The organism is Gilvimarinus sp. F26214L, from assembly GCF_054401055.1.
Map to the genome: position 1 here is coordinate 165,715 of NZ_JBTIYG010000004.1, position 20,993 is coordinate 186,707.

General features: G+C 62.4%; 12 protein-coding genes, 2 tRNA genes and 1 pseudogene. 8 read left to right on the top strand and 7 right to left on the bottom strand.

From position 1 onward, the window contains the following. Nucleotides 1–290: 290 nt before the first annotated feature. Nucleotides 291–1,325 carry a LysM peptidoglycan-binding domain-containing protein gene (locus ACURWW_RS06250; protein WP_445615884.1) on the top strand — a complete coding sequence of 345 codons (1,035 nt, stop codon included), beginning with the start codon at nucleotides 291–293 and terminating at the stop codon, nucleotides 1,323–1,325. 28 nt (nucleotides 1,326–1,353) lie between these two features. Next, on the top strand, nucleotides 1,354–1,767 hold the full coding sequence (locus ACURWW_RS06255) for a hypothetical protein (RefSeq protein ID WP_445615883.1): 414 nt from the start codon (nucleotides 1,354–1,356) through the stop codon (nucleotides 1,765–1,767). A 529-nt stretch (nucleotides 1,768–2,296) separates the two neighbouring features. On the opposite strand, the gene ACURWW_RS06260 is transcribed toward ACURWW_RS06255, so the two are convergent. Beyond that, the gene (locus ACURWW_RS06260; protein ID WP_445615882.1) at nucleotides 2,297–12,862 is read right to left on the bottom strand and encodes a hypothetical protein; all 10,566 of its coding nucleotides are present in this window, start codon (nucleotides 12,860–12,862) and stop codon (nucleotides 2,297–2,299) included. 271 nt (nucleotides 12,863–13,133) lie between these two features. Here ACURWW_RS06260 and ACURWW_RS06265 point away from each other — a divergent pair, with 271 nt between their 5' ends. Continuing rightward, nucleotides 13,134–14,840 carry an ATP-binding protein gene (locus tag ACURWW_RS06265; protein WP_445615880.1) on the top strand — a complete coding sequence of 569 codons (1,707 nt, stop codon included), beginning with the start codon at nucleotides 13,134–13,136 and terminating at the stop codon, nucleotides 14,838–14,840. Here the strand turns inward: ACURWW_RS06265 and ACURWW_RS06270 are convergent. The 4 genes and pseudogenes from ACURWW_RS06270 to ACURWW_RS06285 form a co-directional block, all read right to left on the bottom strand. Continuing rightward, nucleotides 14,813–15,439: a LuxR C-terminal-related transcriptional regulator gene (locus ACURWW_RS06270; protein WP_445615879.1), complete on the bottom strand. Its 627-nt coding sequence runs from the start codon at nucleotides 15,437–15,439 to the stop codon at nucleotides 14,813–14,815. The two genes, ACURWW_RS06265 and ACURWW_RS06270, sit on opposite strands and share 28 nt — an antisense overlap. Before the next feature lie 88 nt (nucleotides 15,440–15,527). After that, entirely contained in the window at nucleotides 15,528–15,716 is a 189-nt protein-coding gene (locus tag ACURWW_RS06275) for a hypothetical protein (protein WP_445615878.1), read from the bottom strand. A 29-nt stretch (nucleotides 15,717–15,745) separates the two neighbouring features. Then, complete coding sequence (locus tag ACURWW_RS06280) at nucleotides 15,746–16,093, bottom strand: MmyB family transcriptional regulator (protein ID WP_458618452.1); 348 nt, start codon at nucleotides 16,091–16,093, stop codon at nucleotides 15,746–15,748. Further along, a pseudogene (locus tag ACURWW_RS06285) lies at nucleotides 16,054–16,260 on the bottom strand (helix-turn-helix domain-containing protein); the annotation flags it as partial. The pseudogene ACURWW_RS06285 and the gene ACURWW_RS06280, both read right to left, overlap by 40 nt. A gap of 125 nt (nucleotides 16,261–16,385) precedes the next feature. Here ACURWW_RS06285 and ACURWW_RS06290 point away from each other — a divergent pair. The 3 genes from ACURWW_RS06290 to ACURWW_RS06300 all read left to right on the top strand — a co-directional run bounded on the left by ACURWW_RS06290 (nucleotide 16,386) and on the right by ACURWW_RS06300 (nucleotide 19,327). Then, nucleotides 16,386–17,348: an MFS transporter gene (locus ACURWW_RS06290; protein WP_445615876.1), complete on the top strand. Its 963-nt coding sequence runs from the start codon at nucleotides 16,386–16,388 to the stop codon at nucleotides 17,346–17,348. A 229-nt stretch (nucleotides 17,349–17,577) separates the two neighbouring features. After that, the gene (gene cml, locus ACURWW_RS06295; protein ID WP_445615875.1) at nucleotides 17,578–18,795 is read left to right on the top strand and encodes a CmlA/FloR family chloramphenicol efflux MFS transporter; all 1,218 of its coding nucleotides are present in this window, start codon (nucleotides 17,578–17,580) and stop codon (nucleotides 18,793–18,795) included. A gap of 13 nt (nucleotides 18,796–18,808) precedes the next feature. After that, nucleotides 18,809–19,327, top strand: coding sequence for a GNAT family N-acetyltransferase (locus ACURWW_RS06300; RefSeq protein ID WP_445615873.1), 519 nt, complete (start codon nucleotides 18,809–18,811; stop codon nucleotides 19,325–19,327). A gap of 64 nt (nucleotides 19,328–19,391) precedes the next feature. On the opposite strand, the gene ACURWW_RS06305 is transcribed toward ACURWW_RS06300, so the two are convergent. Further along, nucleotides 19,392–19,808 (bottom strand): type II toxin-antitoxin system VapC family toxin, encoded by a 417-nt coding sequence (locus ACURWW_RS06305; RefSeq protein ID WP_445615871.1) that lies wholly within the window; start codon nucleotides 19,806–19,808, stop codon nucleotides 19,392–19,394. Between the two features lie 32 nt (nucleotides 19,809–19,840). Further along, nucleotides 19,841–20,077: a FitA-like ribbon-helix-helix domain-containing protein gene (locus ACURWW_RS06310; protein WP_445615870.1), complete on the bottom strand. Its 237-nt coding sequence runs from the start codon at nucleotides 20,075–20,077 to the stop codon at nucleotides 19,841–19,843. A gap of 385 nt (nucleotides 20,078–20,462) precedes the next feature. Between ACURWW_RS06310 and ACURWW_RS06315 the strand changes: the two genes are divergently transcribed. Together ACURWW_RS06315 and ACURWW_RS06320 are read left to right on the top strand one after the other, a co-directional pair. Continuing rightward, nucleotides 20,463–20,536: transfer RNA gene (locus ACURWW_RS06315), tRNA-Cys, on the top strand. A 59-nt stretch (nucleotides 20,537–20,595) separates the two neighbouring features. Next, nucleotides 20,596–20,683, top strand: a tRNA-Leu gene (locus ACURWW_RS06320). Nucleotides 20,684–20,993: the final 310 nt, after the last annotated feature.

Genomic DNA, 20,993 nt, shown 5'->3' on the forward strand with positions numbered 1-20,993 from the left:
CTTTGGCTATGTGCGCGGCAGCGAACCGGTGAACCACGTGCGGGAGATTCGGGGGCGGTATCTTGGGTACTTGAGGGTTCGATAGCACGGACGTGGCCAAGGTGCGTAAACGCTGCATGATCGCCAATCCATCAGTGTCCTGCTGGTAGCTGGGGTTCAACCTGGTGCTCAGTGCCGCACCGGTTCCGCCCGGCCAATCTACAACTTTATTCTGATGAGCCGGAGTGTATTGGGCGTCATAATTCGCTGCACCAAAGGAGCCCCCAGGAACGTCACAAGGAAGAGCAATCATGTCCACTATTTCCATGAAGGAGCCTACAGATGTAGTCGCCTACTCCGTAAAAGCAGGCGACACACTCAGTGCCATTGTCCACCGCTACTACGGTGCCGTCTCACCGCCGCGGCGCCAGGAGATTATCCGCTCCATCCAGGCCGCCAACCCGACGGTCAAAAACCCGAACTTCATTCGGCCAGGTCAGTTGATCAAACTGGAAGTGCCCGCCCAGTACTGCCCCATTCCCGACCGACCGGTTTATTCCCTTGAGGACTGGTTCCCTACCCTGGAGCGAGACTGGTCCGCGTCCAGCCCGGAGGAGCGGGGATTGCAGATCGGGTTGGCCAAGCTCACGCTGGGAGCTGGCTCAGCGAACCTTTCGGCCATTGACCGCACCTTCAAAGGCGCTTCGCCCCTGCTCAGCGAGATGGTCGAAAATTACGAAGAGTACAAGCGCGGTGGTATCACAAAAGGTCGGTACGATTACCAGCGTAGCAAGGTGCTCAAGCAGCTCACCAAGCGCCTTGGGCCAACCAACTTCCTTGTCAACGGAACCCGCAGCCCCAATGAGGTGTTGCGCATCTCCCGCAAGAGCGGCACAGCACCCACCCAGCCCATTACCCAGCAGATCACGAAGATGAAGCGTGTCTCCAAGATTGCCTCACGCGGCGGGGTTGCTTTGTCCGTTGTGGGTTTGGGGATCGCTTGTCATGAGATCTCCCAGACGGATGATGTGGGGATGAAGAATGAGATTTTGGTGGAGAGCTTGGGTGGACTCGGAGGCGGTTTAATCTATGGATTAGGCGCGGCTATTGCGATTGCGTTGATGGCCACCCCTCTCGGCTGGGTTGGTACATTAGTAATAGGAGTCGGAGGAGCGCTCGCGGGGTATGCTGGAGGGAAAGTTGCGACCCAGCTTTACGATGCCTCAGGCCGGAAAATTGATCTTTCCGGAAACCTGGGCGTAAGCACCCTGTGTGCGCCCGGAAATTTCGAAAATCTGAGAGCTTCTGCACCGAAACTGTCCAGCGCAGCGCTATCAGCCCTTTAATATCAATGGGAACAAAGGTCAGCAATAGATGGGAAATGGCACTGGTGATTTCGACATTTTCTCCGGTTTTCTGGTTATCCTGGCAATATGTTTTCTACTCGCAGCCATCGTCTTTGTCTTGTGGATCGCCCTCCATCGTGTGCTTTCCAAGTACGACGACGTTTTGCTACGAGAGCCCTTTTTTAGAAAGTCGGAACAAATGAACGCCCTTGTGTGGCCATTCAACTATTGGAAGACCCTAACGTACATCTGCTTGTTTGCCGCCCCGGGATTGTCGAAGAAGAAGCGTTTCAAAGGGTTGGATAAAATCCCCCGCGTCAGCAAAGCCACAATCATGGCCAGCAAAATCCAGTTCTCTCTAATGTGCTTCTGCGGACTGATGTTCTTTGTCTACTTCGGATACGGCGCATTCTTCCTGTATATCTACCCCCGTCTGCAGTGACCCAACCCGGAGCGACCACAGATCCCCCACTTGGCAGTTCCTCCCCCATCTCGCCTCTTGCAACTCCAGCGGAACAATATTCCCTCCTGCCGGTCTGGTGTGAACCGCGTCACAACGATGGCGCCATTGTCCCTGCAACCCGGTAGCTTTGGATCTGGCCCCTGGCTCTGCGACACGAGCCCAGGCGACCGGAAACCGGGAGTCCGTACGAAAGGAGTTGTACTTTAGATGACCGCTGACATTACGGAAATGACCCGCGCTGAAGCGCCTATGCCGATGGTTTTCGACCCCCGCACGGGAATGCTCGAGAGCACCAACAATATGGCGCTCCTACTGGGCTGCGCCTTGGGGGTCGGTGCCCGCTCTTCGGAGCGGCAGCTGCGGGTGCTGGCTCAGATGGCGGACCTTTGCGAGCAGTCCACACCCGCAAACTTGTCAGTGGATTTCAGCTATCCCATTTGGAAGGATCGCCAGCGGGAGGTCCCCAGGGCGCAGCATTCGCCGCCCGCCCCTGGCACCAAAACATTACCTAGAACGGAAATACCATTTTCAGGTTCACCTGCTCCGTTTCAAAGCTCTCCGCCACGGACTGCTCGTAATGCAGTTTCACGCTGAACCCATCGGCGGCCATGAAATCCAGCCCGGCTTCGAAGAGCTTCTGGTTTTGCCCCAGGTCGCTGCTGGTACGCATCCCTTCCACGTAGGCAGGCGCTCCGGCCAGTTGGGCTTCGACCTCCGTCTCCTCGTCACCAATAAAGTGCATGAGGCTCGCTCGCAGGTATGGGCGCAGTGATGATCCGGACCTGAACGCGAACTCATGCCCCAGTTCGAGACCGGGGCGGAACCAGGAGTGAGTATCACTGCCGCCTTCCATGTCCAGGCTCAGTGCGCCGGCGTCTCCTTCGGTTTCACCTTTTGCGCGCATGCGCATGGTGCCCAGCTCCATGAGCGGTCGCAGAGTCAACCAGGGTTGATTGAAGCTCTGGGTGATTCCCGCGGTCGCGGCCACGAAGTTCAGCTCCTGACTGCCAGCGGCAACGACCGGGTCCACCAGCGAGATTGAGCGCTCCATGTTGGTGTCGGAGCGGCCCATTACCAAGGAGGACGTGAGCAACACATCGTCCAGCTGGTACTTGATAACGCCACCGAGTTGAGTGGTGTCGCCATTGCCGCGCCAGGCTTTGTTGAACCCATTGGTGCTGAAGTCCTCAATGGAGAAGCCGAGCCCCAGGGTCAGATTGCCCTCGGTCTTCTGCCCGCCCATGGCGGTGCGGGTGCCCGTGTATTCCATTGCCGGAGCGTCGCTTTGCGCGTCGAACTCGGTGCTGGGGCGATCCACCCGCAGCCACGTGCAGGAGCCCTGACGCTCGTAGCGATAGGCCATGTCCACGGTCGAGCAGCTCATCAGGGAGCGGCCAAACTGCTGCGCTGTGCGCACGGAGCTTGTTTGTTGTGCCGCGTAGGAGGCGGCGCTTAGCTGGGTGAGAGCCTCGCTATAATCAGCCGCGTCGCCGGTGTTGATCAGCACATCCATGAGGCTCGCCAGCGAAGGAGAACTCCCGGCTGCCTGAACGCGGTTGAAGTAGTTGCCCGCCTCGGCCAGATTGCCGCGCATTTGATTGTGGGCGGTGAAGTCCACGTCGTAGGTCAACTGAATCTCCTGCCCGGAAGTCTGCCGCAGGTTGTACTTGATCACCGCCGAGGGCTCGGTGCTCCACTGGAACCCGAGGTCCTCTATCCCCTGCTCCGCTCTGAATAGTGTGTTCTGATGTACGCCGGGTTTGATCTGGCCGGGGTTGACCAGGTCGATGTCCAGGGCACCGGCCAGGTCGATGCGACCGGTTGCGTGCAGAAGATCGGAGGTGGCGGTGGCAAAGTCCAGTTCCATGATGGCCAGGCCGTCCGCATCCTGCTGGTAGCTGCCGTTCAGGCGGGTGTTCATCGCCACGCCGGCTCCGCCCGGTGCCAGGGTGCCGCTATTGCGGAATGCCGCGGACGCGCTCCCCAGATCCAGCACCGAGCCGCTGAACAGTCGCGCGTTCATGTGGTTGGTTAGATGGTTGTGGCCGGCTCCCAGCTCCACATCGCCAAGGATGGTTCCGAAGTTGTCCACGCGATCGTCGCCGGCGGTGGCCAACATGGCACCGCCGAAAACGCCCTGGAGGGACGACAACGTTCCACCGTTGGCATAGTGGTTGCTCTTGCCGCCGACCAACATCAGCGCAGGCGCATCGAAGCCTCCCACAAGCGCCTTGCCCTCCCCCAGTGACAGGGTAATGTCCCCCGCACCGTCGGCGCCTTCGCTTTGCAGATACACCGCGGAGGCGGCTGCGGAATACACGCTGCCATTGAGGTCGATGTCGATGGCCGCGCCCTGGCCGGCACCGCCCGCCACGAAGGCGCCGGCCCCGTCCACGTAACCGCCACCACCGCCGAGCGATTGGGCAAACAGACCGTAAGCGCCCGCACCGCCGGCAATAATGTCACCATCGAAGGCGACGCGGATTTCCCCACCGTCGCCGCTGTTGGACGCCGCCAGGTGAACCGTAGGGGAATCGGAAGCGTCGCTGAACACTGCACCCCCGCCGCCGCCGATGGATTGTAAAAACAGGCCGTGGGAACGCCAGCCGCTGGTTTGCAGGTTGCCGGTGAAGGTGAGATCGATATTTCCGGCGTTGCCGCTGGCCTCGTTGCTACCGCCCAGGGTAACGCCGAAATTATCCGGGCCACTCAAGTGCAGCGAACCGCCCCCAGCGCCAATACTCTGCGCCAGGAAACCAACGGAGTTGTCTCCGGCGCTGCCCACATTGCCGCTCTGCTCGTGAACAACATTCCCGGCGCGATTGGTGCCGCTGCCTTCCGCCCCCAGAGCCATATTCACCGTATCCAGCCCGCGCTTGTCGCCGGACACAGTGACAAAGCCCAGGCCGCCCCCGCCGCCAATGGAGCGTAACGAGGCCGTGGGGCTCTGGTTGCTGGTGGATATCAGGTTACCCTTGTGAGTACTGGCAATGTTGCTGCCGTGGTTGTCGTCACCATCCTTGCCGCCCAAACGGCTGTTAATGGCCATCGATCCGCCGCCTTGCTGGTATTCGGCGAAGTTCAGGTTCAGCATCAGGCTGCCGCCCCCGCCGCCCACGGACTGCATGTCCAGGGCACTACTGCGCTCGCCCATGGTGGTGAAGTTGCCCCGGGTCTGGCTACTCACGGAGCCGGCCTGCATGCGGGTCTGGGCTTCGCCGCCCGCACGCAGTGTCAGCGTGGGATCGACGGAGTAATCCAGGTCACCGGGATCCAATAGCCCGGGGATGGTCGGCAACGCATCGCCGCCCGGTACCGTGGTAATGCCATTGAAATCCATCACCAGGCCGCCACCGCCGCCGTTGATGCTTTCCACCTTCACCGCGCGGGAGCCGTCGCCCGTAACGGTAATATCGCCCTCCTGCTCGACGGTCGCGTCGCCGCCCGTACCCCCGGCGCCGCCCACGGAGTCGAAGGCCCCGAGTGCGGCGCTGAGGCCGTTGGCAACCAGCGCGCCCGGCACCGAGTTGCTGAGCCCCATTCCCACGTTGCCGTTGCCGCCACCGCCGCCGATGCTTTGGGCGAGAATGCCATAGGCATTGTCGCCGTGGGTCACAATCTCCCCGGCATTGTGCACGTTCACCATGCCGCCATCGCCGCCGTCACCACCGCTGCCGCCAACCACGAAGGTGAGCGGCGCGCCCTTGCCGGCGTTGAGCAGCACGTCGGTGGCCAGGGCGATGCCCCCGTTGCCACCGCCGCCTCCGACACTCTGGGCGAAGACGCCATGGGCAGCGTCGCCCATGGTCTCCACAAGGCCGAAGTTTTCCACATTGATGTCGCCACCAAAGCCGCCGGTGCCGCCCTTGCCGCCGACGTTCACGCCCAGAGAGGCACTGCGCTTGCTCTCCGCGCCGGCCTTTCGAAAATCGGCCGTGACTACGGAACCGCCGTTGCCACCGCCGCCGCCAATACTCTGGGCGAAGATGCCGTAGGCCTTTTCGCCCTGAGTGACGATCGACGCATCGGCATCGTTGCTTATATCCACGGTGCCACCGGCGCCGCCGGTGCCGCCCTCGCCACCGACGTTGACCATGGCCCGCATCGATGTTGCCTTGTCGTTGAGCTTGGCGACACTGAGGCTGGCGGTTAAACCGGCGTTGCCGCCACCGCCGCCGATGCTCTGGGCAAAAATACCGATGGATTGGTCGCTTGCCGTGGCGATTCGACCCTGGTTGTCGATGGCGACCCTGCCGCCTTCACCGCCAGTGCCGCCCGCGCCACCCACGCCCACCTGGAGTGAACCGCTATTGCCCGCGGTGGAGACGGAGCCGTTCAGCACCAGGCCGCCGTCACCGCCGCCGCCACCAATACTGTGGGCACTGATGCCGTTGGCGGATTCTCCGAAGGTGGTGATGGTGCCCAGGTTGCTGATGAGAGTATCGCCCCCTTCACCACCGGTGCCGCCGCTGCCGCCGACCAGGGCGCTAGCGGTAATGTCGGCCACACTGGAAGCTGCGCCGGCTTGCAAGTTGAGCTCGGCAGCCCAGCCACCAGTACCTCCGCCCCCGCCGATACTTTGCGCGTACAGACCGTGGGCGCCATCGCCGTGGGTCGCCAGAATATCTTCACTGCGGACGTTTACCAGGCCGCCCGCGCCACCGGCGCCGCCGTCGCCACCGAGCGCGACTCGCGCCGCCATGGTTTCCGCGAGGATGATGCCGAGGGCTCCACCACCCACACCGCCGCCTCCACCGGTGCTTTGGGCATGAATGGCGTGGGACTCCGAGCCCTGAGTCACGATGGTGCTGCCCGTATCGATGAGTACCTCGCCGCCCCGGCCACCACTTCCGCCGGTCAGGCCCAAACTAAGACCGACGCTTGCCTCCTTGGCCGCTCCCTGACTGCCGGGCCTCTCGCTGCCTTTGAAGCCGATTGAGTGAGACGAGCTCATGCCGCCGCCGTTGCCGACGCTTTGGGCAAACAGGCCCACCGAGCGATCGCCTGCCGTGAACAACTGCCCGCGGGTGTCGACCGTTACATCGCCGCCGTCGCCGCCGGTTCCGCCTGTACGCCCCAGGGCCAGATCCAGCTTGTTGCTGGCACTCATGGCAAAGTTGAAGGTCAGGGCCGAGTTGCCGCCACCGCCGCCGATACTTTGCGCCATGAGCGCCGTCGAGTCGTGCCCCTCGGTGGCGATTAGACCGCTGTGATCCACGTTGACCGTGCCGCCTATGCCGCCATCGGCAGGCTGGCCGCCCATGGCCACATTGATTCCGGAGGCCTTCTTGTTGTAGCCCACACCCAGACTGAAGGCGGCATTGCCGCCACCGCCGCCAATGCTTTGGGCCAGCAGGCCGGTACTCTGGCGCCCGTGAGTCACAATGTTGCCGCTGTGGTCCACCACCGTGGCCGCGCCGTCACCAGCCTGGCCGCCGCCACCGCCAATAAGGATGTTGGCCTCATAGCTTCTGCTTTCAGTGCTGGCCAGGTTGCCGGACACCATGAAGTTCATGCCGGCATTACCGCCGCCACCACCGATGCTCTGGGCGATCAAGCCGTTGGATTGATCGCCGAAGGTCTCCAGGGTCGCGGCCTCGTTCGCGCCGCGAACTACGGTCACGGCGCCGGCCTCGCCACCGTCGTCGCCGGTTCCGCCCACCGCCGCCGACAAGGGGCTGCCTTTGGTGGCCACCACGCCGGATATATTCACGCCCCCGTGACCGCCACCGCCGCCCACGCTCTGCACCAGGATGCCGGTGCTGCGGGCGGAGTAATCGGTACCGTCAGGGTCGGACTCTACGGGGTCACCGTTTTCGTCCCTGAGCCGGCCGTCCGCCACGATGTTGCCGTCGCTGATGAGGGACACCTGCCCTGCGTCCGCGCCTTCCCCGCCGTCACCACCAATGCCCACGCCAACCGACACGCCCTTGCCGGGCCCGCCGCTGCCCGTGGCGTTCAAGGCCCCGCTGCCGCCCCCGCCGCCGATGCTTTGCACCAGAACGGCGGTGCTGTCCCGGCCCCGCGCCGCGATGTCGCCGGTTTGGCTCGCTGCCACGTTGCCGGCCAGATCACCGTCGCCGCCGGCGCCGCCCATGCCGAAGGCCAGGGAAGGCGTCTTGCTGCTGGAGGAGGCATTGATGCCGCCGCTGATATTCATGCCGCCGGCGCCGCCACCGCCGCCGATGCTTTGCACCAACAGGGCGCGCGAACCCGCACCGTCGGTCAGCAGATCGCCGATCACGCTGGCCGTCACGTCCCGGGCGATGCCGCCATCGCCCCCCCAGCCGCCAATCCCGGCGTTGACCTGACCATCCCCGGTGATGCCGCCCGCGACACTGATGGCGCCATTGCCGCCACCGCCGCCGATACTTTGGGCGGTCACGGCGTTGCTGTAGTCGCCGGTGGCCGCCACATTCCCGGCAATGTTCAGGTCTATCTGCCCGGCATCGCCCCCACTGCCGCCAAAGCCGCCCACACCGAGATTCAGCCCGCGGCTGGCACCGTTGCCGTGCTGGACGCCGGCGGAGACGTTGAAGCCGCCGCTGCCGCCGGAACCGCCCACGCTCTGGGCCAGAACGCCGTGGGATCCGCCATCCAGATGGCGCTGGGCAATGCCGCCATCGTCATCGACGGTAAACCGCGGCGCTTTGCTGGCCAGGGCCAGTACGTCACCGACAATGTCGGCGACCACGTTGCCCGCATCGCCGCCAGCGCCGCCAAAACCACCCAGCCCCAGGGATGCGCCATAACCACTGTCCTTGGCAAGGCTCAGGGAGCCGCTGATGTTGAGCCCGCCTTTGCCACCGCCCCCGCCGACGCTCTGCACGGTGACTGCATCGGATCGGGCGCCGCTGGTGATGGTGTCTCCCTCCAGCCAAAGGCTGGCATCACTGGCGTGGCCGCCTCCGCCGCCGAAGCCGCCGAGACCGGCGGCTACTGCGCCGCCGCTTTTCGACGAGAGGCTGACGGCGCCGGCGATGTTCATGCCGCCGTTGCCGCCACCACCGCCCATGCTTTGCACGACAACCCCGTCCGCGTCATCGCCGGCGGTCCGGACATCCCCGCTCAGATCCAGGCTTGCGGTAGCGGCATTACCACCACCGCCCCCAAAGCCGCCCGCGCCCAGGGACACCGCGCCCCCGCTCTCGCTGGACATGCTTAATCCACCGGAAATGTTGAAGCCGCCGTTACCGCCGCCACCGCCGACGCTTTGCGTCAACACGGCAGTGGAACCGTCACCAAGGGTGGTGACATCTGCCGCAATGGTGGAGTCCACATGATCGCCATCGCCGCCGTCACCACCGGCTCCGCCCAGCCCGACCGCCACACTGCCGCCGGCCTTGCCGGACAGGGACACCCCGGCGGAGATATTGAATCCGCCATTGCCGCCGCCACCGCCCACGCTCTGGGTAACTATGCCGTTGGCCCGCGCGCCTTCGGTATGGATGGATCCACTAATATCGCTGCTGACGGCGCTGGCGGTGCCGCCACCGCCGCCGCTGCCGCCCATGCCGAAGGCCACCGCACCGCCGCTTTCGTTACTGGCGGCAATGCTGCCGGAGACATTCATGGCCCCCTGGCCGCCGCCGCCACCGACGCTCTGGGCCACCACCGCATTGGCATCGTCGCCCAGGGTGATGGCTGACCCGGTGTAACCGAGATCAACCGTGCCGCTGTTGCCGCCGTCGCCACCGGAGCCGCCGAAGCCGATCGCGGCGGCGCCGCTGGATTTGCCCATGCTGAAACTGCCGGACATATTCATGCCGCCGCTACCGCCGCCACCGCCGATGCTCTGCGCCAGCACTGCGTCCGAGCCGTCGCCACCAGTGGTTACATCGCCGCTAAGGGCGCCGGTGACCGCGTCACCGATTCCGCCGCCGCCACCGGAGCCCCCCATGCCAAAGGCCAGGCTGCCACTGGCGCCGGCACTGGACGCCGCAACGCCCGTGAGATTGAAACCGCCCTGGCCACCGCCGCCACCGACGCTCTGCGCCGTCCAGGCGTCGGCATTGTCGCCGGCGGTGATGATATCTCCGGAGTAGATGACATCCACCTGAGCGCCATCGCCACCATCGCCGCCACTGCCGCCCAGGCCCACGCCCGCCGCGACACTGCCGCCCTCGCTGGCCGCCACACTGGCGTTCAACACCCAGCCGCCCTTGCCGCCGCCACCGCCGACGGACTGGGCCAGGAAGGCGTCCGATAAATCGCCTTCGGTGTGGATGCTGCCGCCGGCGTCGACGGTAACCGCAGCTCCGTGGCCTCCACCGCCGCCGCTTCCACCCATGCCGAATGAGAAGGAACCGGCGGCCGGACCGGCGGCGCCGGCCACCGCGATGGCGCCACCACCACTACCGCCGCCACCGCCCACGGACTGCACGACGATGCCGTCAGAGTCCTCGCCGCGGGTAACCACCGCGGCATCGCCCGTGAGGCTGGCGGCATCGGCGTTACCGCCATTGCCGCCGCTACCGCCCACGGCGGCGGACACAGCGCCAAAGGCGCCGAGTGATACCTGCACCGCCTGGCCGCCGTTACCGCCGCCTCCGCCGACACTTTGGCTCAGGATGCCTTCGGCACCGTCGCCGTATGTATGAATCCGCGGAGCGACGAGGGTCGGTTCACCGTCCACGTCGCGGGTAATATCTTCCAGGGTGATGGAGGCGCTGGAGGCATTGCCACCGTCGCCACCACTACCGCCAATAGCCACCCCGGCAAAGGCGGACCCGGAATAGCTGGCACCGCCATTACCCCCGCCGCCGCCCACGGATTGGGCGAAGATACCGCGCGCGCCATCACCCTCGGTGACCACGTCATGGCCGTTGGTGACCGCGACTTCGCCGGCATCGCCGCCGCCACCGCCGCTGCCGCCCAGCGCGAAGAAGACTCCGCCGCCGGTGCCGCCGTCACCACCTCCGCCACCGACGGACTGAGCCTGGATGCCATGGCTGCGCTCGCCCTCGGTGTAGATGGCACCGTGATTTTCCAGCGCGACATTGCCGCCATCACTGGTGGCACTGCCGGCACCGCCAATGGCCGCCACCCCGGCGCCATCGCCACCGAAACCGCCGCCACCCCCGACGCTCTGGGCGAACAACCCGCGGGACCGATCCCCCTGCGTGTGTATCGTCCCAGTGTTGGTAAGCGCGACGTCGCCGCCCGCACCGCCACTGCTTCCGCTCCCGCCGATGCCCGCAAGACCGTTACCGCCGCCACCGGAACCGCCGCCGCCGCCAATGCTTTGGGCAATCACCGCGTCGCTGCCCGTGCCAGCGGTGACAACCTGACCTTCGTTGGCCACTGTCACCTCGCCACCGTCACCGCCACTGCCGCCGCTGCCACCCAAGGACACGACACCGCCGGAGCCGCGCGCCGAGCCGCCGCCACCGCCAACGCTTTGGGCGAAGATGCCGCGCGAACCATCACCGGACGTGGCCAGGTCCGCCCCACTGTTGACCTGGACTTCACCGCCGGAACCAGCCGCCGAACCCGCGCCGCCCAATGCCACAAGGGCACCGCCCGCGCCGCCATCACCACCACCGCCGCCGATGCTCTGGGCGATAATGGCATCGGAGCCGTCGCCTTCGGTAACAATCACGCTGCCGGCGGCGTTGTTAACCGATACGGCGCTGCCATTACCGCCGGCCTCGCCGGTTCCGCCGAATGCCACGACACCGCCGCCGGTGCCGCCGCTACCACCACCGCCGCCGATGCTTTGCGCCATAAGTCCGTGAGCCTGGTCGCCCTGGGTATAAATGCCGGCTTCCGCACCCAGGTTGACCGTGGCCGTGCCGGCGTCGCCTCCGGCCGAGCCGCCACCGCCGAAGGAAACAATCCCCCCCGCGTCACCGCCATTGCCACCGGTGCCGCCGATGCTTTGCGCAACGATGCCGTGCGCGGCGAAGCCCTCGGTTTGGATGACACCGTAGTTGTTGACCGTCACTGCGCCGCCATGACCCCCAGCCAACGAGCTGCCGCCCTGGCCGACAAGGCCCCAGCTATCGCCGCCATCGCCGGCCGCGCCGCCGGTGCTTTGGGCGAGAATACCCACCGCGCCATCGCCAAGGGTGGCGATGTTGCCGTGATTGGTGACGGTGACCGTACCGCCGTAGCCGGGGGTCCCACCGTCGCCGCCGGAACCGAGCCATTTGCCGTCTCCGCCTTTGCCGGCCTTGCCGCTGCGGCTTTGGGCGAATATTCCGTGCGCTTCAAGACCGCTGGTGGTGATGTTCGCGGTGCTGTCCACAACCACGTTGCCACCGCGACCGCCGGAACCGCCGCGGGCAGCTTTCAGGTTTCCGTAGGAATCTCCGCCCGTGCCGCCATCACCGCCGATGCTGGACACGGTAATGCCGGGCAGGCCGTCGGTTATAGAGGTGATGGTGTCGACGGCGACGGTTTCGGTGATATCCGGGCCCGGTTTGCCGTCCTTGCCCTTGGTGGGGGCGTAGCCGATGGTCCAGCAGCTCCAGAAGCATATTCTGATACCGCCACCATCACTGCCGTTGCCGCCCGATCCGCCCTTTTTCTTGACGGCGACCACGTTGACATTACCGTCGGGCACGGTCACGGGAATGTCGCTCCCCGTCCCGCCGTCATCGCCCGGAACGACCCAGGTGACATCCTCCGGCACCACCACCACATCGAGCGGATCGGTGTCCCCGTCATCCAGAATGAACTGCTCGACGAGGCCAGTATCGGCATTGATGACGACGTCCGTTATCGTGAAGGTCTCGTGCACATCCGGATCGGGATTCTCGATGGTTGCGGGCACCGCCTCCGGCTCGCCAAATACGATGTATTCAGTACCATCCCCGGCTTCCGCCACCACCACCGGCATGGGCATGGTTTCCAGGTCGAGCAGTTCCACCACGGTCAGAGTTTCGCCGCTGGACGGGTGGGTAATCTCGTTGCCCACTTCGGTCTCGTCGGTGGGGAGATTGGCAAGAACCAGGGGAGCAAAAGCTCCGAGAACCGCGGCGCTGGGGCGGGCCAGCCAATGGGATAGACGTGTTGACGAAATGGCAACAGCCTGGCGAAGCGGATGTAGTTTGAAAGAAGGCATGGACACAGTCGGGCAAGCTCCGGATGGATTTCGGATTCTCCGTCACGATATAGCGGGACCCGGGCAAGCGCCATATGACAAACCGCATAGTCGAGGGTGGCTGAATGAGGTAACGGATGGTTGCTACACACGTTGTCGAGCCGATTTACTTGCCCCGGGTGCATGGCTAGACTGCGACCATCCAATTGGAAGCAACATCGCTCGTGGCCGGTGAACGAACTTGGAAACGCAAATACGAATACAAGAACAAGAACTCGCCGAGCAAATCAGGTTACTGTTGAAGCAAGTCATTCCCGCTCAAGGCGGCTCGGCGGGCATCTCACTGGCAACTGGATTTGCCCTCTGGAACAGCATCCCGCAACACTTGATTGTCGGCTGGGTAAGCGCGATCTGGTTGCTTGTTGTAGTTCGGATAATGGTCACGCGGCGCTTTCTCAGCCGGGAGCGCAGCGACGCCGATGTACTGCGCTGGCGTCCTATCGCGATCATGGGCGCATTCGCATCGGGCGGGCTCTACGGCACCGGCGCATTTCTGTTCCTGCCCTACTGCGATCCGTTCCAGTTGGTATTTATCACTGTTCTCGTGGCCGGGTCCATCGCCAGTGGATTGGCTTCCCAAACGCCTTATCCGCCGGCCTTCACCGCCTTTTCCATCGCCGTACTGGTCCCTTACGCCTTGGGGATGCTGATGCGGCCGGAATCCGTGCTGGCATGGGTGAGCGCGCTGACCTTTGTCTATTTGTTAACTCAGTTGGCCCACGGACGATATCTGGCCAGAATGGTCACGGAGTCCATCCGACTGCGGTACGAGAATGCCGAACTGGTGGAAGAACTTCGCGGGCAGACGCGTCGTGCCGAAGAAGCTGCCCTGAGCAAGTCGCGGTTCCTCGCGGCCGCGAGTCACGACCTGCGGCAACCTGTTCATGCGCTCGGAATGTTTGTGGAGGCACAGCAGGATGAACAGCTTCCTGAACGCGCCGAGCAGTTGCGCCTGCGCATGGGCGCTTCGGTGCGGGCCCTGTCCAAACTGACCGATAGCCTGCTCGATGTTTCCCGCATTGAGGCGGGCACACTGGAATCCCGATGCGAACCGATGGCGCTGGCGTCGCTGTTTCGGCAATTGGAGGCGGAACTTGCGCCCTTTGCCGCGCAACGGGGCATTCGTTTGCGGATGCGGGCCGGCCGTTATTGGGTACGCAGTGATCGCCAGTTTCTGGAGCGGATCATGCGCAATCTGCTGGACAACGCCATTAAGTACACCGACAAGGGTTCCGTGCTCGTGGTGTGCCGGCGGCGCGGTACGCATCTGGCGATTGAGGTTCTTGATAACGGCCGGGGTATCAAAGATGCTGAAAAACAGCGGATATTCCAGGAGTTTTACCAAGGCGGACAGCATCAGGAAGCATTCGGCGGCCTGGGGCTTGGGCTGTCGATTGTCAAAGGTCTTGCGGAAAACCTTGGGCACCGTATCGAAATGAATTCGCAACCGGAGAAAGGTTCAGCGTTTCGGGTTTTGCTCCCTCGCGCAAGTCCCGCGGAACAGAACGCGCGGGAATCAGCGATTGGGGAACCGTGTATCTCTATCGCCGATCTGGGTTTGTTTGTCATCGATGATGATCCGGCAATACTCGAGAGTATCGGGGTGTTGCTGAGTCGCTGGGGCTGCAAGGTGGCCGCTTATCGTTCGCTGGAATCCTGCATTCATGATCGCGAACGGGATTGGGAGCCGGACCTGATGCTGGTGGATTATCGTCTGGAAGGTCAGCAGACCGGCGATTACGTGGTGGAGGCGCTGCGCGCGCACTTCAACCGCAGGATCGAGGCGTTCCTTATCACCGGTGAAACCGCCGCGGAACCTCTGCGACGCATTAGAGAGGCGGGACTGCCGGTTTTGCGAAAGCCCCTGCAGCCAGCCCGGCTTCGCATCGCGCTTCACAATGTCATCGACCTGCCCGATCAGCTTTCGGAAAAATCCGCGACGTAGCCCAAGCGAATGGCCTTGGTGACCGCCTCGGTGCGATTGGCGGCGCCGAGTGCTTTAATGATGGCCGTGACGTGAATACGCACGGTGCCTTCCGCTGTGCCCAGATGCCTGGCAATGGTTTTGTTGGGTTCTCCCCGCGCCATCAACTCCAGCACTTGCCGTTGCCGCTGGGTGAAGGGATTGTCCGGCATTTCCCCGTCGTCCGTTGTAAGCGAAGGCGGAAAATAAACTCCCCCCGCCAGAACCTGCCGCAAGGCTTCAAACACCACGGCCGTGGGCGATGACTTAAGGATATAACCGCTCGCGCCCTCCCGTAACGCCGCTTTGACGGTTGCGGCTGATTCATGGGCCGAGATGATCACAATCGGTAAGGTTGGATCCGCGGAGCGCAGCCGTCGTAAGCAGCACAGGCGATCGTTTCCATCGCCAAGGCCCAAATCCAATAACGCCAGGTTCAGGTCACCTTGCTCCCTGAGTACATCGAGCCCGCCGCCGCAACTTGAGGCTTCGATCAATTGAAGGGTGTCATCAAGACGCGGAAGAAGTGCCTTTAAGCCTTCTCGAAACAAGGCGTGATCGTCAATCAATAAAATCTTCACGGTGATTTGGAACGGGCCTCAACCTACGCAACAGTTGTTCAAGCTATCACGCCCTTCAAGTGATTGCTACATTCGATCCCCCACTGACCTAGCTCAGACCGTCAATAAACTTCTCCAAATCTTCGATCGCCACCTGCTTGGTAAAGTGCCGGTCAAAGCCCGCGTCCTGCGCCCGGCTGACGTCTTTCGTCTGGCCATAACCGGTGAGTGCGGCAAGGACGGCAGGATGCGTTCGCGGATTCCGACGCAGGCGCCGGGCAACCTCGTAGCCGTCCATATCCAAGGCCAGGGCGACCGTGGCGTTAATCAGTCCGTGTTTGGCACGGTCGCGAAATAAATAACCATTCGCAAATGGCGGTGTTCGTCCACGGTCAGAACTTCATGCCGAAAATCCATCCGCCTCGCGCTGGTATCGAGAAAAGAGCCTATACCATAACCGTAGCGGTCAAGGTCGGACCGGCTCCACCATTGTCGGAAATCCGGCGATTGATCCTTCAAGTCGTCGACCAGCGAGAGCATGGCGGGATCTTCCGGAGCAACCGCGAGATTGCAACGGAATTGACTGAGGAGCTTCGAGGCGTCCTCCCGCCATTCGGGAAGGCGACGTCCTCGGACACTCTGATATCCCGACCCTGCTCGAACCAGGTGTACCAGGTGAGTCCCACGCCCGCCAGCGCGGCCACCTCCTCCCGCCGTAAGCCCGGGGTTCGTCGCCGACCGCCGACCGGCAAGCCAACGTCGGCAGGGCTGAGTTTTTGCCGGTGAAACGTGAGAAAGTCGGACAGTTCACGATGCCGACGATGCGGGGTGCGGCTGGTCACAAAGTTACTCCGGGTAGGTATTACTACAGGTAGATGTTACGCCAGGTAATAGGATAATGACTTAAATTGTAACCCTATAAGTGTGCCGCCATGATCCGTTTTCGACAACTTGGGAGGCGGCAGCGTTGCTGGGTGCCAGAACGCTGCTGCCCGAGTATCGGGTGCCCCACAGCGGCCGCATTGACCTTGCAAGCGTATTGCTGTCCCTGCTCGCAATGCTGCCCATCATCTTCGGAGTAAAACACGTCGCCAAGAACGGGCCGGAATGGAAGGCGCTCGCAGCCTTCGCCATTGGGATCGCGTGTACCGCGTTTTTTATCGCGCGGCAAAAACGCCTGGCTTACCCGCTCCTGGACGTGCGGATGTTCAACAACCGCGCCTTTTCCGCGGCGTTGGTTGTGCTGCTCGTGGGGCTGATTGGTGTCGGTGGCACGATGCTGTTGGTTGCGCAATATCTGCAATTGGTGGCTGGGCTGTCATCATTCAGAGCCGGACTCTGGATGGGGCCTCCCGCTTTTGCCATGGTCATTGCCGGCATTGCGGCCCCGCTGGTGGCCCGACGCATCCGGCCCGCCTATGTGGTCGCCACGAGCCTGGGTTTATCCGTGGTGGGTTATCTCATGCTGGCTCAGCTGGGCAGCCAGCCCCAAGGCATAATCACCGCCGTCTCCGCGTTTGCCTTTGTTTATGTGGGGCTGGGCACGATTGCAGCGCTCGGCACTGATCTGGTTGTGGGCTCGGTACCGGCGGAAAAAGCAGGGTCCGCTTCGGCCATGTCGGAAACCGTTCAGGAATTGGGCGCGTCGGTGGGCATTGCCCTGCTCGGCAGTCTGGCCAGCGCTGTTTACCGCCATCGGATAAGCGATCACCTGCCGGAAACCCTGGAGCAAGACCGACAAATCGTCGCGACTGAAAGCCTTTCCGCTGTGGTTGCCGCTGGTGATCGACTGCCAGACGGGCTTGTTATCCACGCCCAGGCCGCGTTCATGGCGGGCTTCAATGCGGCAGCAATACTGACCGCCGCCGGCATTGCCTTATTGGCCATTGTGGCGGCCATTACTTTGAAGCACGTGGGCGTTCACCAGTGACGGGGCTCGGCGGACGGCCCTGAGATACTTGTCCGTCATTTGCCGGGCTGATAGGATTCGCCGCAAATCGTGCTCGATATTCCCGAAGGTACACCAGCCGTGAGCTCCAAAAAATCAGACCAATAAGCCGCAACAACTTTCTCCCTTGTTGTTGCGGCTGTCTGTTCGACTCCAATCTCCCTGATTCAGACAGCCGTCAAATGTCTTCCATTTGAACGGATGTTTCGTCATGTCTACACACAATCCACGCCTGTGGACTTACAGTCTGCCGGTTGCGCTGATGCTTCTGGCACCTTTCAACCTGCTTGCTTCTCTTGGAATGGATATTTATCTGCCGGTTGTTCCGGTGATGCCGGATATCCTCGGGACGACGCCGGCGGTTGTCCAACTCACACTTACCTTGTACATGATTATGCTCGGCGTCGGGCAGGTTGTATTCGGTCCGGTGTCGGATCGAATCGGGCGGCGTCCGGTGCTGTTGCTCGGTGCGTTGATATTCTCAGCGGCATCGTTCGCACTCGCGGCCACAGCGTCGGCGAATCTCTTTGTCGGCTTACGCCTGGTGCAGGCCGTTGGCGCATCGGCAATGCTCGTGGCCCTGTTCGCGACCGTGCGTGATGTCTATGCCGCACGGCCCGAGAATGCGGTGGTTTACAGTCTGCTGAATTCGATGCTGGCTTTTGTCCCCGCGCTGGGCCCCATTGCCGGTGCGGTGCTTTTGCAAACCTTCGATTGGCGTGCCGTCTTCATTGCCCTCGGCATACCTGCGCTGATCATGCTGCTGATCGCGCTGCCAGGCTGGCCGGAGACGCGACCCAAAGCACGGAGCCGTAGCGGACTTGCCTTGGGTTCCATTTTGGGCAGCCTGCCCTTCTGGGCTTATACGCTGGGGTTCGGAGCGGCCATGGGTTCGTTCTTCGTGTTCTTCTCCACGGCGCCGCGGATTCTGATCGACGGCGCCGGGTTCTCGGAATTCGGCTTTAGCCTGGCCTTCGCCACGGTTGCGGCGGTGATGATCGGAACAGCGCGCGTCGCAAACCGGTTCGTGGCGCGATGGGGCGTCGCCGGCAGCGCTGCCCGGGGGATGGTGCTGTTGCTCCTGGGTGCGGGCTCGTTATCGCTGGGGCAATTTTATTTTGAGCCGTCGTTCTGGTCTTTCATTCCGCCCATGTGGTTGATCGCAGTCGGGATCGTCTTCACCACTTCGGTAACAGCCAATGGCGCATTGCAGGAGTTTTCAGATGTTGCGGGTACGGCCGTGGCCCTGCACTTCTGTATTCAGAGCATCGTTGTTGGCGTGGTTGGAACGGCGTTTATCGTCACCTTGAATGGAGACACCGCCTGGCCGTTGATCAGCTATTCGGCCGCGATGGCAACGATCACACTGGGTGGGCTATGGTGGCTTGGTATTCGCCGCCCGCAGCCTGAATCGCAGCCGTCTGCATAGGGGGAGACCCACCATGATTATCGTCAGGAAAGCCGCAGCCGCCGATGCAAGCCTTTTGCCGGACATTGAGCGCTCGGCCGGCAAGGCCTTCTTGACGATTCCCGATCTCGCCTGGATCGCCGAGGATGATGTTCAGCCCCTGGATCGCCACCTGGAACTCATTGCCGGCGGCAATTCCTGGGTGGCGGTTGACGAAGGGGACGCACCCATTGGTTTTTTGAGTGCGGAGAGGATCGGCGATCGGCTGCATATCTGGGAGCTTGCCGTGCTGCACGAATGCCAGGGGCGCGGGATCGGCCGAGCCTTGCTCGGCGAGGCCGTGGAATCAGCCCGATCTCAGGGATGCCTCGCCGTCACCCTGACCACGTTCCGGGATCTCCGCTGGAATCAGCCCTTTTACGAAAGTGTTGGATTCCGGATGCTGGGCGGGGGGGAAATTCCGGCGGATTTGCAGGCGATCCTTGATCGTGAAATTGCGAACGGTCTGCCTGGTGAGAAGCGGTGTGCTATGCGGTTGCCGTTGTTCGGCTAGTGGATGACCGGTAGGGTTCAGAGTACGAAAGGGACGGCAACAATGCATCGCAGAGAGATTGCCCCTAGGAAAAAGGATTGATTATTTCGATCCCGGTCCCGGCGAAATCCCGAATGTTGCGGGTTATCAACGTAAGACCATACACGAGCGCTGTGGCTGCGATCTGTTTGTCCAGCGCGTTTTCCGGGTACGGGACGCGTAGACGGCCCCATACCAGCGCCTCTTCCCTGCCAAAGTCGAGAATATGGTCTGCGTACTGTTCAAGCAAAGTTGAGAGCCAATCTTCCAGCAAACTGGCTTGAGTGTAATCGCCCCTATAATTAATCAGATCGACTCCGCGACGCAGTTCACCGATTGTTACGGCGCTAATATAGCTCGGGATGTCCTTTTCTCTCGCTTGGTCTATAAAGGAAATTACACCCGCGTTTGCGCGATTCGATTTGCGTAGCTCGCTGACTATATTGGTGTCGAACAGGTACATTTGTTTTCATCCTTGATTGTTCATCCTCGGGCCTAGTCCTCAAACACGTCGGGAGCGCCGCGATCCTGTACGCGAGTAAAGTCCTTGTCGTTGCCGACGTCAGGCATTTGGCTGAGCACTTCCAAGAACGTTTTCTTGGAGGGGCGCACCAGCGCCTCTTCGAGGATTCGGCGATGCTCAGCCTCTGCGCTGACCCCGTGCTGAGCGGCACGCTGCTTTAACGCGAGAGCTATTTTGTCGTCAACATTACGCACAATTAGGTTCGCCATTGGGTCACCTCCACAAACATGCGCTCAATGATATCATTGATATCACCGTAATCAAGCGCTTCGGAACATTTCTTCGTCAGCTCCGGCATCATCGCGAATCCGAGTCCAAGCGCCAGAAAACCCTAGGATTTTCCCCCACGTTTCGATAAAATGCCGCGCTCTTTGCAGAGGCCTGGTGGCAGAGTGGTTATGCAGCGGACTGCAACTCCCTGTCCCGTTGGGTAAAAAGAGCCGGTCTCGAACCGGCGTGAACGGAAGCACAGAGACAAAGTTTTATGGCTAGGTGGCAGAGTGGTTATGCAGCGGACTGCAACTCCCTGTCCCCTTGGGTAAAAAGGGCCGGTCTCGAACCGGCGTGAACGGAAGCACAGAAACAAAGTTTTATGGCTAGGTGGCAGAGTGGTTATGCAGCGGACTGCAACTCCGTGTACGCCGGTTCGATTCCGACCCTAGCCTCCATATCGAAAGGCAGCGCCCAGGCGCTGCCTTGTCCTCAGCCCCTGGCTTAAGCACCCCCCGCCCGGGTGGTGAAATTGGTAGACACAGGGGACTTAAAATCCCCCGGCCATTGCGGCCGTGCCGGTTCAAGTCCGGCCCCGGGCACCATCTTGTATAACCCGCCCAAATCTGGCCATTGCCACCTCGCTGCGCAAAACCTCGGCAGGGACTTGAACCGTATCGGTTCAGGTGACTCGCGCATCCATGCGCTCGGTCCTTCGGACCAGCCGGAAAACGGCTGTCCAAATCCGTTCCCGACGGATTTGTCCGGCCCCGGGCACCATCTTGTATAACCCGCCCAGATCTAGCCATTACCACCTCGCTGCGCAAAACCTCCGCAGGGACTTGAACCGTATCGGTTCAGGTGACTCGCGCATCCTTGCGCTCGGCCCTGCGGACCAGCCGGAAAGCGGCTGTC

What these genes read in the sequence shown, in the direction of transcription:
- ACURWW_RS06250 (WP_445615884.1), top strand. Translation starts at nt 291, where the DNA reads ATGTCCACTATTTCCATGAAGGAGCCTACAGATGTAGTCGCCTACTCC.
- ACURWW_RS06255 (WP_445615883.1), top strand. Translation starts at nt 1,354, where the DNA reads ATGGGAAATGGCACTGGTGATTTCGACATTTTCTCCGGTTTTCTGGTT.
- ACURWW_RS06275 (WP_445615878.1), bottom strand. Translation starts at nt 15,716, where the DNA reads ATGGACGGCTACGAGGTTGCCCGGCGCCTGCGTCGGAATCCGCGAACG.
- cml (WP_445615875.1), top strand. Translation starts at nt 17,578, where the DNA reads ATGTCTACACACAATCCACGCCTGTGGACTTACAGTCTGCCGGTTGCG.
- ACURWW_RS06300 (WP_445615873.1), top strand. Translation starts at nt 18,809, where the DNA reads ATGATTATCGTCAGGAAAGCCGCAGCCGCCGATGCAAGCCTTTTGCCG.
- ACURWW_RS06305 (WP_445615871.1), bottom strand. Translation starts at nt 19,808, where the DNA reads ATGTACCTGTTCGACACCAATATAGTCAGCGAGCTACGCAAATCGAAT.
- ACURWW_RS06310 (WP_445615870.1), bottom strand. Translation starts at nt 20,077, where the DNA reads ATGGCGAACCTAATTGTGCGTAATGTTGACGACAAAATAGCTCTCGCG.